This window comes from Aeromonas sp. 600948, from assembly GCF_049174875.1.
GTDB classification, from domain to species: Bacteria; Pseudomonadota; Gammaproteobacteria; order Enterobacterales; family Aeromonadaceae; genus Aeromonas; species Aeromonas veronii_A.
The window spans coordinates 255,605-269,174 of record NZ_JAAKTY010000001.1 but is presented as its reverse complement, the minus strand read 5'-3'; the positions used below and the strand labels follow the sequence as shown (position 1 = coordinate 269,174).

The 13,570-nt window shown below is 62.7% G+C and carries 12 protein-coding genes and 1 pseudogene; 7 read left to right on the top strand and 6 right to left on the bottom strand.

Annotated features, from left to right (window positions below):
- Positions 1-3 precede the first annotated feature (3 nt).
- The 6 genes from selB (at position 4) to hypA (ending at position 7,097) form a co-directional block, all read left to right on the top strand.
- On the top strand, positions 4-1,887 hold the full coding sequence (gene selB, locus G5182_RS01110; protein ID WP_421254110.1) for a selenocysteine-specific translation elongation factor: 1,884 nt from the start codon (positions 4-6) through the stop codon (positions 1,885-1,887).
- Entirely contained in the window at positions 1,884-4,322 is a 2,439-nt protein-coding gene (gene hypF / locus G5182_RS01105) for a carbamoyltransferase HypF (RefSeq protein WP_421254109.1), read from the top strand. Before selB ends, hypF begins: the two co-directional genes overlap by 4 nt.
- A 5-nt stretch (positions 4,323-4,327) precedes the next feature.
- On the top strand, positions 4,328-4,579 hold the full coding sequence (locus G5182_RS01100) for a HypC/HybG/HupF family hydrogenase formation chaperone (RefSeq protein ID WP_421208434.1): 252 nt from the start codon (positions 4,328-4,330) through the stop codon (positions 4,577-4,579).
- On the top strand, positions 4,573-5,685 hold the full coding sequence (gene hypD, locus G5182_RS01095) for a hydrogenase formation protein HypD (RefSeq protein WP_421208432.1): 1,113 nt from the start codon (positions 4,573-4,575) through the stop codon (positions 5,683-5,685). Before G5182_RS01100 ends, hypD begins: the two co-directional genes overlap by 7 nt.
- Positions 5,682-6,686 (top strand): hydrogenase expression/formation protein HypE, encoded by a 1,005-nt coding sequence (hypE, locus tag G5182_RS01090; protein WP_421208430.1) that lies wholly within the window; start codon positions 5,682-5,684, stop codon positions 6,684-6,686. The genes hypD and hypE overlap by 4 nt, the downstream gene beginning before the upstream one ends.
- 69 nt (positions 6,687-6,755) lie before the next feature.
- Entirely contained in the window at positions 6,756-7,097 is a 342-nt protein-coding gene (gene hypA / locus G5182_RS01085) for a hydrogenase maturation nickel metallochaperone HypA (protein WP_024944968.1), read from the top strand.
- Here the strand turns inward: hypA and G5182_RS01080 are convergent.
- Positions 7,075-7,485 carry a hypothetical protein gene (locus G5182_RS01080; protein WP_421254108.1) on the bottom strand — a complete coding sequence of 137 codons (411 nt, stop codon included), beginning with the start codon at positions 7,483-7,485 and terminating at the stop codon, positions 7,075-7,077. The genes hypA and G5182_RS01080 overlap by 23 nt on opposite strands.
- Here G5182_RS01080 and hypB point away from each other — a divergent pair.
- Positions 7,408-8,172, top strand: a pseudogene (hypB, locus tag G5182_RS01075) (hydrogenase nickel incorporation protein HypB); the annotation flags it as partial. The gene G5182_RS01080 and the pseudogene hypB overlap by 78 nt on opposite strands.
- A 419-nt stretch (positions 8,173-8,591) precedes the next feature.
- Here hypB and G5182_RS01070 read toward each other — a convergent pair.
- The 5 genes from G5182_RS01070 to G5182_RS01050 form a co-directional block, all read right to left on the bottom strand.
- Positions 8,592-9,233 carry an ATP-binding cassette domain-containing protein gene (locus tag G5182_RS01070; RefSeq protein ID WP_227340652.1) on the bottom strand — a complete coding sequence of 214 codons (642 nt, stop codon included), beginning with the start codon at positions 9,231-9,233 and terminating at the stop codon, positions 8,592-8,594.
- A gap of 100 nt (positions 9,234-9,333) precedes the next feature.
- Positions 9,334-10,125 (bottom strand): ATP-binding cassette domain-containing protein, encoded by a 792-nt coding sequence (locus G5182_RS01065; RefSeq protein ID WP_421254107.1) that lies wholly within the window; start codon positions 10,123-10,125, stop codon positions 9,334-9,336.
- Positions 10,119-10,934: an ABC transporter permease gene (locus G5182_RS01060; RefSeq protein WP_421208423.1), complete on the bottom strand. Its 816-nt coding sequence runs from the start codon at positions 10,932-10,934 to the stop codon at positions 10,119-10,121. Before G5182_RS01060 ends, G5182_RS01065 begins: the two co-directional genes overlap by 7 nt.
- Positions 10,924-11,934, bottom strand: coding sequence for an ABC transporter permease (locus G5182_RS01055; RefSeq protein ID WP_421254106.1), 1,011 nt, complete (start codon positions 11,932-11,934; stop codon positions 10,924-10,926). Before G5182_RS01055 ends, G5182_RS01060 begins: the two co-directional genes overlap by 11 nt.
- On the bottom strand, positions 11,919-13,529 hold the full coding sequence (locus tag G5182_RS01050) for an ABC transporter substrate-binding protein (RefSeq protein WP_421254105.1): 1,611 nt from the start codon (positions 13,527-13,529) through the stop codon (positions 11,919-11,921). Before G5182_RS01050 ends, G5182_RS01055 begins: the two co-directional genes overlap by 16 nt.
- Positions 13,530-13,570: the final 41 nt, after the last annotated feature.

Genomic DNA, 13,570 nt, shown 5'->3' with positions numbered 1-13,570 from the left:
CCCATGACCCCCTATCGCGCCGTTATCGGTCTTGCCGGCCACGTGGATCACGGCAAGACCCTGCTGATCAAAGCCCTCACCGGCATCACCACCGCCCGCGCCCATGAGCAGGCCATCGGCATGACCCAGGATCTCGGCTTTGCCCACTTCGACGACGGTCAGGGCAACACCATAGGCGTCATCGACGTGCCCGGCCACGAGCGCTATATCCGCAATATGGTGGCAGGGCTCTGGAGTCTGGATCTGGTGCTGCTGGTCATTGCCGCCGACGAGGGGTGGATGCAGATGACCGGCGATCACCTGCGCCTGCTCAAGGCGATGGGGGTACCGCGCCTCTTGGTCTGCATCAACAAGTGCGATCTGGTCTCCCCCGACGAGCTTTTGCTGTTGGAAGAGAGCCTGCTGGAGCGGGTGATGGACGAGAGCGGCATGGTGCCCGACATCGTCAGCGTCAGTGCCAAGACCGGCGCCAATATGGCCGCCCTGCACACCGCCATCGTGCGCCAGCTGGCCGAACTGCCAGCCTCACACGCTGCCCGCGAGCAGAGCGCCCCGCGACTGTATGTAGACAGAGTCTTTACCGCCAATGGTACCGGCACTGTGCTCACCGGCACCTTGCAACAGGGCAGCCTCAAGGTGGGGGACAAGCTGCGCCTCTACCCTGCCGATCGGGAGGTGCAGGTGCGCTCCCTGCAGGCCTATCACCAGAGCGTCGATGAGATTGGCGCCGTCTGCCGGGTGGCGGTGGGCCTGAAAAAAGTGCCCCACAAGGAGGTGGCACGTGGTCACTGTCTTACCAGCACTGTCGGCCAGTGCGAGGCGGCAACCCACCTTATCGTGCGGCTCTGCGAGGTCGGCGGCAGCATTCGGGAGCAGCGCAACCGCGAGGTGGAGGTGGCCCTCGGCAGCTGGCATGGCCGGGCCCGTTTCGTGCCCATCAAGGATACCCGGCTGGCGCGGCTGATCTTTACCAGCCCCATCCCCTGCTTCTTTGGCCAGCCGCTCGCCATCATTCGCCACGGCAGCAGCGAACTGCTGCACGGCGCCCGCATCGTCTGGTGCGGTGATATCCATCCCGCCAGACGCAAGGCGCTGCACGCCCTGCTAGGTGAGCTGCCTGATGACTTGGAGCACTACAACCCGGCCACCCTGCAACTGGGGCTCAACGGCTATGTGCTGACCAGCCGCTTTGACCAGCAACCCGAGCAGGTCACCCCCCTCGGTGAGTGGCTGCTGGATAACTGCTGGCTGGCCCAAAGCCGCGACCAGCTGCTCGCTACGCTGGCCAGCGAACCGCTCAGCGCTGCAGAGCTTGCAACCCGCGTTGGCATCGCCCTGCCGGTCACTCAGACCCTGCTCCAGCAGCTCAAGAGCAAACAGCTCATTCGCCTGCACCATGACAAGTGGCAACCGGGCAGCGGCGAGTCGGAAGATGATTTGGGGGAAGAGGCGCAGCTGGTGCTCAAGGTGGTGCGAGATCAAGGCAAGGAGGGTTACGAGCCCGGTAAACTGGGCCCCGGCGGCGTGGAGCTGGATCCCTTTATCACCCGCAAACTGCCCGCCGCCCTGCAGCAGGGCTTGCAGCAAAAAGGCGCGTTGCAAAAGCAGCTGCGCAATCTGGCACGACTCAAGTATCTGGTGCAGCTCGATGGCCCCATCTACTACGACGCCGAGCTTTACAACCAGATGGTCGCCGCCGTGCTGGCGGGCCAGCAGGTGGGAGATCTGATCGACATGGCATCCCTCAAGGAGATCACCGGCTTGTCGCGTAAATACGCCATTCCGTTCTGCCTGCGCATGGAGATGGATGGCTGGGTGCGGCGCGAGGAGAACGAGCGCCGGGTGCTGCGTTTGCCGCAGACTCAAGATGAGATGGAGCCGGCATGAGCACCACCATCGCCCCCTCTGGCTCTGCCAATCCTGTGGCCAACCGGCTGCGCCGCGAATTTCATATCGACGGCATCGTACAGGGGGTCGGCTTTCGCCCCTTCGTCTATGGGCTGGCACTGCGCCACGGCCTTGCCGGCTATGTGTTGAACGATGCCAACGGCGTCACCATCGGCGCCGAAGGATCGCCCGAGCAGCTCGCCACCTTTGCCCGCGAACTGCGGGAACTGGCGCCGCCACTTAGCCGCATCGATCATTTCAGCGAGCGGGAACTGCCCCTTGCTCATGATCCCGACTTCGATGGCCAATTTCATGGCCAGTTTCGAATTAAAGCGAGCCAGCAGCAGAGTGCGGCCACGGTCGCCATCTCGCCGGATCAGGGGATGTGCGAGGCGTGTGCCACGGATGTGGCCAACCCCAACGATCGCCACCACAACTACCCCTTTACCAACTGCACCCACTGCGGCCCGCGCTACACCATCATCCGCAGCCTTCCCTACGACAGACCCCATACCGCCATGGCAGGCTTTGCCATGTGCCGGCGCTGTGCGGCGGCCTATGAAAACCCGCTGGACAGACGCTACCACGCCCAGCCGGTGAGCTGCCCCGAGTGTGGGCCCCACCTCAGTTGGCGAAATGGCCGTGGCGATGCCTTGGCCGAGCGCGAGGATGCCCTGCAAGCAGCTGCAAGCGCCCTGCAAGCGGGGGCGCTGATTGCGGTCAAGGGGATGGGGGGTTATCACCTGATGTGTGATGCCCGCAATGAACAGAGTGTGGCCAGATTACGAACACTCAAGCGGCGCGCGCGCAAGCCGCTGGCGGTGATGATGGGCTCCCTTGCCGAGGCCAAATTACATGTCACCGGCTGCGAAGCAGAGTGGAAGCTGCTCGCCTCTCAGGCCAGACCCATCACCTTGCTGCGCAAGCGCATTAACGATGATCGGCTCTCAGAATCTGGACCGTCAGCCGCGCCGCTGGCCGAGGGGATCGCCCCCGGCATCCCCTACCTTGGCATCATGCTCCCCTATACCCCGCTCCATCAGCTGCTGCTGGACGCCTGCGCCATGCCGCTGGTGGCCACCAGCGCCAATGGTCGCGGCAGCCCAATCCTGATCGACTGTGAGGCAGTAGTAAGGGAACTCGGCAGCGAGATTGACGGCATCCTGGATCACAATCGCCCCATCCTGCACCCGTGCGACGACAGTCTGGTGCAGTGGGCAGGCGGGCGACGCCAGACGTTGCGCCTCGCCCGGGGCTATGCCCCCTGCACTCCCAGCCTGCAAGAGGCGGTCAAGGTGCCGCTCTTGGCAGTCGGGGCGCAGCAGAAGAACCAGCTGGCGCTCGCCTTCGGCCGCCAGCGCATCTACAGCCCCTATATCGGCGATCTGCACAGCCTGCCGATGCAGGAGCACTTCGAGCAGACCCTGGCGACCTTTCGCGAACTCTACGATCTCAACCCCGAACTGCTGGTCTCGGATCGCCACCCGGGCTATCTCAGCCACCAGTGGGCCAAAAGCTATTGCCAGGATCAGGGTGCAACTCACCTCGAGGTGCAGCACCATCACGCCCACCTGCTGGGGGTGATGGCCGAGCACAACATCACGGGCCCGGTGCTGGGGGTTGCCTTCGATGGCACCGGCCTTGGTGATGACGGCACCCTCTGGGGCGGCGAGCTGCTGATCGCAGACGTTAAGGGCTTCGATCGTGTTGCCCACCTTGCCCCCTTCAAGCTGATCGGCGGCGAGGCGGCCATTCGCGAGCCGGTACGTCAGCTGCTGGGGCTGCTGTTTGAATCGCATAGCCCTGAGCAGATCAGCACCCTCGATATTCCGTTGATCAACAATCAGACCCTTGAGCGGATCAGCAACCTGCACCAGCTCTGGCAGCTGGGTCGCAACGCCCCTTACACCAGTTCCATCGGTCGGCTGTTCGATGCGGTGGCGGCGCTCTTGGGGGTGATTGATACCCCTGATTACGAGGGCGAGACCGGACTCTTGCTGGAGGCAGCCGCCTTGCAGCTCACCCCAGATGAACAGCCCTTCCCCCTCGCCTTTGATCTCAGCCAATCAACAGAGGGGCCACTGCATATCGAGTGGGCCGAGCTCATCAATACCCTTATCAGCGAGCAGAGAAAAGGCATCTCCACCGCCAGCCTGGCCGCCGGTTTTATCCGCGCCATCAGCAATCTGGTCATCGCCCTTGCCGAGCGCGTCCCCGGCTATCCGGTGGTATTCGGGGGCGGCGTTTTTCAAAACCGGGTGCTGATGGACCAGCTGGTGCCCGCTCTCGAAGCGGCCGGCCGGCAGGTATTGACCAGCGAAACCCTGCCGCTCAATGACGGTGGCATCGCCGCCGGTCAGCTCTGGTTTGCCATCCACCATCTTGCCACGCACCACCCTGTCACAACCGGTTGTGCCACCTTGTCGGAGTCCTGAAATTCATGTGTCTATCCATCCCCTCTCAGGTGGTGCAGCTGCACCCCGAAGATAACTGCGTCACCGTCGACACCCTGGGGGTGCAGCGGCGCGTCAGCTGCATGCTGCTCGAAGAGCCTCTCAACATTGACGACTATGTGCTGCTCCATATCGGCTTTGTGATGAGCAAGATTGACGAAGAGGAGGCGCAGGCCAGCCTCGAGAGCTTCCGCCAGATGGTGGCCCTGATGCCAGAGCAGGATATCTTGCCATGCTGACCTTGAATGACCTCTTTCAGGGCTTTCGCCAGCCCGAGGTGATCCGCGCCCTCGCCGCCCAGATCACCGAACTGGCCAAAGATCTGCCCGAACCGCTGCGGGTGATGGAGGTGTGCGGTGGCCATACCCACACCATCATGAAATACGGCCTGCACCAGTTGCTGCCGGCCAGCATCGAGTTTGTCCACGGCCCCGGTTGCCCGGTTTGCATCATGCCCAAAGAGCGCATCGATCAGGCCATCGAGCTGGCCCGCCAGCCCAACGTCATTCTGGTCACCCTGGGGGACATGATCCGGGTGCCGGGCTCCAAGGGCACGCTGGCCCAGCAGCGGGCCAAGGGGAGCGATATCCGTCCGGTCTATGACCCCCTCGATGCCCTGCGTATCGCCCGTGAGAACCCCGAGAAAACCGTGGTCTTCTTCGCCATCGGTTTCGAGACCTCCACCCCCATGACCGCCGCCTTGCTGGCTGCGGCTGAAGCTGAGGGGATTGAGAACCTGCTGTTTCATATCAACCATGTGCTGGTGCCCCCCGCCATTCATGCGGTGATGGCCGACGGGGTGGCCAAGGTGAACGCCTTTATCGGCCCCTCCCACGTCAGCGTCATCACCGGCGCCGATATCTACCTGCCTATCGTCGATCGCTATCAGGTGCCGGTGGTGGTGAGTGGCTTCGAACCAGTGGATGTGATGGAGGCGCTCTTGATGATGGTGCGCCAGAAGGTGGAGGGTCGCTACGCGCTGGAGGTGCAGTACAGCCGCGCCGTCACCGCCAGCGGCAATAAAGCCGCCCAGCGGCTGGTCGAGCGCTTTTTCGAGACCCGCGAGCACTTTCGCTGGCGAGGTCTGGGGGATATCAACGCCTCCGCCCTGCGCCTGCGCGATGCCTTTGCCAAGCGCGATGCGGAGCGTCACTTTGCGCTTAATCAGACTCCCATCGATGACCACAAGGCGTGCCAGTGCGCCGATATCCTGCGCGGCCTGGCCAAACCGAACCAGTGCAAAGTCTTTGGCCGGGGCTGCACCCCGACCCAGCCCATGGGCAGCTGCATGGTCAGCTCCGAAGGGGCCTGCAATGCCTACTACCGATATATGGGGATCCAATGAGAGAAATTCAGTTAAGCCACGGCGGCGGCGGTGTGGAGATGAACCAGCTGATCAATCAGCTCTTCTTTCGCCACTTTGGCAACGAGATCCTGCTGCGCGGTGAAGATGCCGCCCTGCTGCCGGTAAACGGCCCCGTTGCCTTCACCACCGACAGCTTTACCGTCTCGCCGCTCTTCTTCGAGGGGGGCGATATCGGCAAACTGGCCATCGCCGGTACGGTCAACGATCTCGCCATGATGGGGGCCAAGCCCGAGTATCTGAGCTGCAGCTTTATCATCGAGGAAGGCTTCCCCTACGCCGATCTGGCCCGCATCGTCGAGTCGATGGCGGTCGAACTTGCCAAGAGCGGTGCCCGCATCGTCTGCGGCGACACCAAGGTGGTGCCCAAGGGGGCGGCCGACAAGATCTTTATCAACACCAGCGGGGTCGGCACCTTTCCGCGGCCTGAGCAGAGCCGGGGCATCTCGGTACGCAACCTCAAAGCCGGTGACGCCATTCTGGTGTCGCGGGATATCGGCAGCCACGGCGCCTGCATCCTGATGGCCCGTGACGCCCTGCAACTGGGATCCGATCTCAAGAGTGACTGCACCACCCTCTGGCCGCAGGTAGAAGCGCTGCTAAAAGCGGGGATTACCCCTCACGCCCTGCGCGATGCCACCCGCGGTGGCCTTGCCGCCGTGCTCAACGAATGGAGCAGCGCCTCCGGCGTTGCCATCGAGCTGGAGGAGTCCGCCATTCCGGTGTGCGATCCGGTGCGTGGCCTGTGCGAGCTCTATGGCTTCGAGCCCCATGATCTCGCCAACGAGGGAACCATGGTGCTGGCCCTGCCTGCCGAACAGGCACAGGACGCGCTGGGCATCTTGCGGCAATTCAACCCCGCCGCCAGCCAGATCGGCGTGGTGCAGGCAAGCGATCGCCACAAGGTGATCCTCAACAACCCCTGGGGTAGCCGCCGTTATCTGGAGCTACCGCAAGGGGAGCTGCTGCCGCGGATCTGTTGATCGGCCATGCCGTTCCGTCAATTACAGGGAGGAGTCACTGCTCCTCCCCATATCGGTTAAGGAGCCACCATGCACGAAATGTCTCTGGCCATGGCCGCCATCGATCTGGCGGCTGAACAGGCCACCCAGCGGGGCTTTACCAAGGTGACCGCCCTCTGGCTCGAGGTCGGCAGCTTCTCCTGCGTCGACCCGGACACCATTGCCTTCTGTTTCGAGGCGGCCGCCAAGGGCACCGCCGTCGAGGGAGCCCAACTGCACTTTCAGCACCAGGCGGCAGAGGCCTGGTGTTACGACTGCAACCAGACGGTCACCCTCACCGAGCGCGGGCAGGCCTGCCCCGAGTGTGGCGGATACAAATTACGAGTCGCGCAGGGTGATAGCCTGCGCATCACCGACATCGAGGTAAGTTGATATGTGTAGCGTATGCGGATGCGGCCAGGCGCGGATCGCCGGCCATGAGCACGATCACGAGCATCATCACGAACATGAACATGGTCATGAGCACGACCATCATCATGCTCATGACGCCCATCACCATCATGACCACGAGCAGAGTGCGCCGCGCACCCTGATCATTCACCACCACTATCACCATCAGGGGGATGTCCATCACCACTACCACGGGGTGCGGGCTCCCATAAGCCATGAGGGGCATGATCAGCCCTATGAGCACCACCATGATCATCCCTGCGACCATCATCATGCCCACTCTCATGACCACGGCCATTCCCACGCGCATCCCCATGATCACAGCCATGACCATGACCATGACCATGACCATCAGCAGGGTGATCTGCACTACGGCAAAGGGGAAGCGGGATTATCGGTGCCCGGTATGGGGCAGCGCCAGCTGATCGCCATCGAGATGGATGTGCTGGCCAAGAACAACGCGCTGGCGGCCCACAACCGCGAACACTTCACTGCCGCAGACCAGCTGGTGCTTAACCTGGTCTCTAGCCCGGGTTCAGGCAAAACCACTTTGCTTTGCGAAACTCTGCGCCAACTGGCCGACAAACGCCCCTGCGCGGTGATCGAAGGGGATCAGCAGACCAGCGCCGATGCGGATCGCATCCGTGCCACCGGTGTCCCTGCCGTGCAGATCAACACCGGCAAGGGCTGCCATCTGGACGCCAAAATGGTTCACGACGCCTGTCACCAGCTGCCCGCCAATGAAGGGGGCATCCTCTTTATCGAGAACGTGGGCAATCTGGTCTGCCCCGCCAGCTTCGATCTCGGCGAGAAATACAAGGTGGCGATCCTCTCGGTCACCGAGGGGGAAGAGAAGCCGCTGAAATACCCGGATATGTTCGCCGCTGCCCAGCTGATGGTGATCAACAAGATCGATCTGCTGCCCTACGTCAGCTTTGACGTGGCCCGCTGCATCGAGAACGCCAAACGGGTCAACCCCTATATTCAGGTGATCCAGGTCAGCGCTACCACGGGCGAAGGGATGGATGCCTGGCTCAACTGGCTGGCTACAGCCTGAACCAGAACCGGTTAAATGCCGTTACCAACGGCGGATAGCAAGAGAGGGAGGCTGATGCCTCCCTCTCTTTATCTACAAACCTTATCAGGCGTTCTCTCTCTATACCGAATGGCCCGCGCCTCATACTCGCGTCCCCTCACCCAGGCCCTCTCCCCAGGGAGAGGGAACCGGTTCGTGGATGCCGCATTCCGTTCCCGTCTCAACATGGAAAAGGGAACCTATTCGTGGATACAGGCAATATGCTGCAACAATACGACTCCCTCAACCCCCTCAGGGAGGCTTCGAGCATAACAACCAGCCATATTTTCAAACCCCAAGGTTCTCCAAACCCTAAACCCTGAGCGTATTGAGATGGCACCTTCAACTCCCTTCTCCCCTTGCGGGAGAAGGGCTGGGGATGAGGGGGGAAACACCAATCCTCAGGCCACGCTACGGGCCATCGCCTCCTGCTCCGCAGGCACCTCACCAAAGCGCAGCACCCGATGGCAGATCTGGCGCAACAGCGCCTGCTGGTGACTGAAGATCACCATACCAAGCCGGCGCTGTTCGCACTCAATCATCAACTCCCGCCAGAGCTGGCGCTGAATTTGCGGATCCAGCTGGGCAGTCACCTCGTCGGCAATCAGCAGTCGGGTGCGGGGATCGAGGGCGCGCAGCAACGCGATGCGGGCCAGCTCGCCACCGGAGAGCTGACCGGGTTTACGGCCAAGCCATTCGGGCTTGACCATAAAGCGGGCCAGTATGGCGTCATCGGGGCGCCATACATCCCACAACGCCTGCCCGGTGGTGCGATAGGGATTGAAGGTGAGTTCCGGGTGCTGGGGCACCAGCTGGATGGGGTTATAACCTTTTACCTGTTCAGGTACTGGCTGCCCATCCAGCAGGATCTGCCCGCCGGCCCCAACCGGTTGCCAACCCGCCAATACCCGCCCCAGCGTGGTCTTGCCATAACCGCTCGGGGCGGAGATACCGAGCCGTTCGCCCGCTTTCACCGTCAGCGACAATCCCTGCCAAAGGGGGCGTTCCCCCTGGGCGATGGTGAGATTTCGTACTTCCAACATCAGGAAACCTCCGGCACAGAGAAGATCGCGTTGAATTCCGGCAGTGCCTGCCACTGAACACCCGCAACCAGACAGACGATCCATTCCTGCAACTCAATCATCAGGAGATCTCCGACGTAGCAGCAAAGAGCGCATTGAACTCCGGCAGCGCCTGCCAGTGGGCACGGAGCATCTCGCTCCCCAGCCCCTGGCGCAGATGGTGGCAGCTCAAGGTATCGCTCACCTGCCCCTGATGCAGCGCCACAATGCGATCGGCAAAGCGAGCCGCCAGCGCCAGATCGTGGGTCACCCAGAGGATACCGCTGCCCCGATTGGCCAATTCACGCAACTGGCCGAGCAGCAGACAGGCCAGCCCCTCGTCGAGCCAGGCGGTGATCTCGTCCGCCAGAATGTAGCGAGCACCGCCGAGCGCCGCAGTGCAGGCCAGAATGCGCTTGGCCATGCCACCGGAGAGCTGGCGCGGATAGCGGTCCAGAGTGGCAGCGGGCAGCTGGTAGCGCAGCAGCTGCTCACCGAGCCGCTCGCGAGAACAGCTCTGGCCGCAGAGACGTGCCGCACGGCCCAGCTGGCGCTCCACCGTCAGCAATGGATTGAGGGCGCTTACTCCCTGTGGCACATAGCAGAGAGTGTGACCGCGTAGACGGGCCCGGCTGGCATCGCACAGAGGAGTACCATCGAGAGAGATGCTGCCGCGCATCCGCAGATTGTCCGGCAGCAATGTCAGAGCGCTTTGCAGCAGCAGGCTCTTGCCCTCGCCGCTCCCCCCCACCAGCGCCACTATCTCCCCTGGCGCCAGTTGCAGGCTGATATCGGTCAGCAAAGGCTGCCAGCTACGCCGCCCCAGCCAGGAGTAGTGGGCCGCCTCTATGGTCACATGGTCAAAACTCAGCATGGTTCACTCCTGTGCCACAACAGCTGTTGCAAGGCGCGGGTAGCCTGATCAAACAGCAACACCAGCAGCAACAACATCAGACCGGGGAAGAGGGCCAACCACCAGCCGCCACCGGCCAGATAACGCAAGGCATCGGCCAGCAACAGGCCAAGGGAAGCCTCGTGGGCCGCCAGACCAAAGCCGAGAAAGCTCAAGGCCGCGCTGTGTAGCACCGCATGGGGAAACATCAGCAGGGTGCCGATAAACCACTGGGGCAACAGGCCCGGTAGCAGGTGGGTGCGCCACCGACGCAGCGCCCCCATCCCCTGACAACGGGCCAGCACCACATAGTCGCTGCGGGCGATCCGCCGCGCTTCTGCACAGAGAATGAGCGCCAGCTTGGGCCAGTGGGTGAGCGCCACCGCCAGGATCACCCCGCGCATGCCGCCGCCCACGGTAAAGCAGATAAGGATCAAGAGCAGCATATGGGGCAACGCCAGCATGGCGTCGATCACCATTCGTACCGCCGCATCACATCTGGGGTGAATGAGCGACACGCTTGCCGCCACCATGGCCAGCAGGCCACTGCAGAGAGCCGTGCTTATGCCAAGCTCCAGACTGGTGAGGGTGCCCTGAAAGGCCCGCAACCAGAGATCCCGCCCCATCTGATCGGTGCCGAACCAGTGGGTCAGCGAGGGAGGCTGCTGGCGCGCCAGCAGATCCATCGGCACATCCTGATGAGAGAGGCTCCAGCCGTAAGTGGCCAGCAGCGCCAATCCGAGCAGGGCAAAAACCAGCCGCAGTATGGAGGGAAGCGGATTAAACAGCATGCTCGCCCTCCCAGCCCCGATTGATGCGGGCCAGCAGCAAACTGGCCACCGTATTGCCAATAAAGACCAGCAGGGTGCAGAAGAGCACGATTCCCATCAGCAGGGGGATATCGCCCCTGAGCCCCGCATCCACGGTGGCCTGGCCGAGCCCCGGATAGGAGAAGACCTTCTCGGCCAAGAGCGATCCGCCAATCAGTTCACCGAGCGAGGCAAACTGCAGGCAGAGCGCCGGGGTCAGGGCGTGGCGCAGCACATGAAAACGCAGCATGGGCCAGCCGCCATCCCCCTGAGCGCGGGCGTAGCGGATAAAGTCACTCTCCAGCACCTCGGCCACCCGCGCCCGGGTATGCAGGGCAATATTGCCCAGCCCGAGCAGGGCGAGCGTGGTCACCGGCAGCAACAGATGGCGCAATCGCATGGCCCAGTCCACCTCATCGGCGGAGAGACCCGGCGTCCAGGCGCAGCAGACTGGCAGTAGTGGCCAGTGCACCGCAAACAGGGCGAGCAGCAACAGGCCGACCCAGAAGGTGGGCAGGGAGGCTAGCAGGTAGGCAAAACGGCAAATAAGACGATCAGGCCAGCGGTTGAGATAGCGACCGGCGCAGAGCCCCAGCAGAATGCCAAAAAAGCCGGAGAGCAGCCAGGCGCCCGCCAGCAGCAGGAAGGAGGCAGCAAAGCGCTGGCCTATGACCTCACCCACCGGTGCGTTATAAAGCATGGAGTAACCGAGATCCCCCCGCAGCACCTGGGTAAACCAGTGCCAGTAACGCAGCCAGAGCGGCTGATCCAGCCCCCAGCGAGCGGCGATGCGGGCGTACTGCTCCGGCGGCACATGGAGCAGATCGTTGCCGATATAGGCCTTGATGGGGTCGATGGGGGAGTAACTCAGCAGCACAAAGGTGGCGACCGAGACCAGACATAACAGCCCTGCCAGACGCAGCAGGGCTTTTAGCAACAGATAACCTGAATGACTCAAGGGCGAACTTAACGGCACGTCCACCGCCAATCCTGCAGGTTGTTGAGGAGTGACCAGCTACCGTGGATTTCCGGCGCCCCCTTGCCAAGATCGATGCAACGGTTGGCGAGATAGGTGTGCTGCACATTGAGCAGCCAGGCCCAGGCGGCATCCCCCTGCACTCCGGCGCCTGTCTTGCCATCCCACTCCACCTGCTGCCAGAAGGGCAGCGCCGCCTGCCAATCGGGGGCATCCAGCGCCTGCTTGAGGTGGCCATCCACCACAGGGTTGCTGTAGTAGCCCGGGTTGTAGAACTCAACGCCGCCCGAGCCACTCTGGTAGTGGTGATAGAGCTCCATGGGATCCAGACTCCCCCACCCCATCAGCACCGGATTGGCGTGCATCTCCCGCTCCACCTGCGCCCAGCTGCCGGACTTGAGGCTCACCTCAAGGCCAATGGGTTTGAGCATGGCGCGCACCGCTTCCGCCAAATCCCGGCGGGTGCTGTCGCCACTGGTGTACCAGAGGGTAAAGGCGGCGCGCAGGTCGCCCTTGTGGCGAACGCCGTCACTGCCCATTTTCCAGCCCGCCTCGTCTAGCAGGGCATTGGCGTGGGCAGCATCGCCATCCTTGAAGGCGGTGGCTTTGTTTAGCCAGGGCAGGCCTTCTACCGCGCTGTAGGCGGGGATGGCGTGCCCCTCCAGCAGCTGGTCGGCCAGCAACTTGCGGTCAATGGCGTAGTTGATGGCGCGGCGCACCGCTACATCCGAGGTCACGTCGTTGCCGATGGGATAACCCTTGGCATCCTTGCCACCCGCAGGCGGAATAGGGAAGACGATGCCACGGTTCTCCACGCTCGGCCGCACCCAGAGCTTGAGGGAAGCAGACACGGTTGGCGCCAGTGACGGGGCGATGCGCACCACATCGAGCTGGCTACTCTGGGCGGCGGCATAGGCGCTCTCTTCATCGATAAAGACAAAGACCAGCCGTTTGAAGTCGTTGTTGCCGCCGGCGTAATAGGGGTTCGCCTCCACCACCAGCTGTTGACCGGGCAGGAAGCTCACCAGCCGGTAAGGGCCGGCACCGACCGGCTTTTGGGCATATGCTTTTGCGTCGTAATCCTTCTTCGACACTATGCCCAAGGATCCCAGCACGTTGACGAAGGTGCTCTGGGGGGCACTCAAGGTGATGGCAACCTCGGTGGGCGAGAGCACCTTGGCCGAGACAAAGTTGCCCATGTCGATCTTGCCGCCACCCTTGGCCGCGCTGTTGTAGGTAAAGGCCACATCCTCGGCGGTGAGCGGCGCGCCGTTGGAGAATTTCAGGTCAGGCTTGAGGGTAATGAGCCACCCTTTGCCATCCTTGCTCGGGGTCACCGCCTGGGTGAGCACATTCTGCCAGCTGAGATCGGCATTCTGCTTGAGCAGCGGACTGTGCAGCAGCAGGTAGCTGCCGTGGCTCCAGCCGAGCAGAGGGTCAAACCCTTCGGTGGGTTCGGCTCCGATGGCGAGCTTGAGCTCGGCAGGCACAGGTTGGGCAGCGGCCAGCGCCGCGTGAGAGGCGGTGCCCAGCAGCAGAGTCAACAGGGCGGCAGCACTGGTGCCACAGTAATAGCGAAGAGAATTGCGTGGAACAGTCATGGGGATCCTTCTTGTTTTGTACCACTCACGGATCATCACTC

Coding starts and splice junctions, on each gene's coding strand:
- selB (WP_421254110.1), top strand. CDS start 4: ATGACCCCCTATCGCGCCGTTATCGGTCTTGCCGGCCACGTGGATCAC.
- hypF (WP_421254109.1), top strand. CDS start 1,884: ATGAGCACCACCATCGCCCCCTCTGGCTCTGCCAATCCTGTGGCCAAC.
- G5182_RS01100 (WP_421208434.1), top strand. CDS start 4,328: ATGTGTCTATCCATCCCCTCTCAGGTGGTGCAGCTGCACCCCGAAGAT.
- hypD (WP_421208432.1), top strand. CDS start 4,573: ATGCTGACCTTGAATGACCTCTTTCAGGGCTTTCGCCAGCCCGAGGTG.
- hypE (WP_421208430.1), top strand. CDS start 5,682: ATGAGAGAAATTCAGTTAAGCCACGGCGGCGGCGGTGTGGAGATGAAC.
- hypA (WP_024944968.1), top strand. CDS start 6,756: ATGCACGAAATGTCTCTGGCCATGGCCGCCATCGATCTGGCGGCTGAA.
- G5182_RS01070 (WP_227340652.1), bottom strand. CDS start 9,233: ATGTTGGAAGTACGAAATCTCACCATCGCCCAGGGGGAACGCCCCCTT.
- G5182_RS01065 (WP_421254107.1), bottom strand. CDS start 10,125: ATGCTGAGTTTTGACCATGTGACCATAGAGGCGGCCCACTACTCCTGG.
- G5182_RS01060 (WP_421208423.1), bottom strand. CDS start 10,934: ATGCTGTTTAATCCGCTTCCCTCCATACTGCGGCTGGTTTTTGCCCTG.
- G5182_RS01050 (WP_421254105.1), bottom strand. CDS start 13,529: ATGACTGTTCCACGCAATTCTCTTCGCTATTACTGTGGCACCAGTGCT.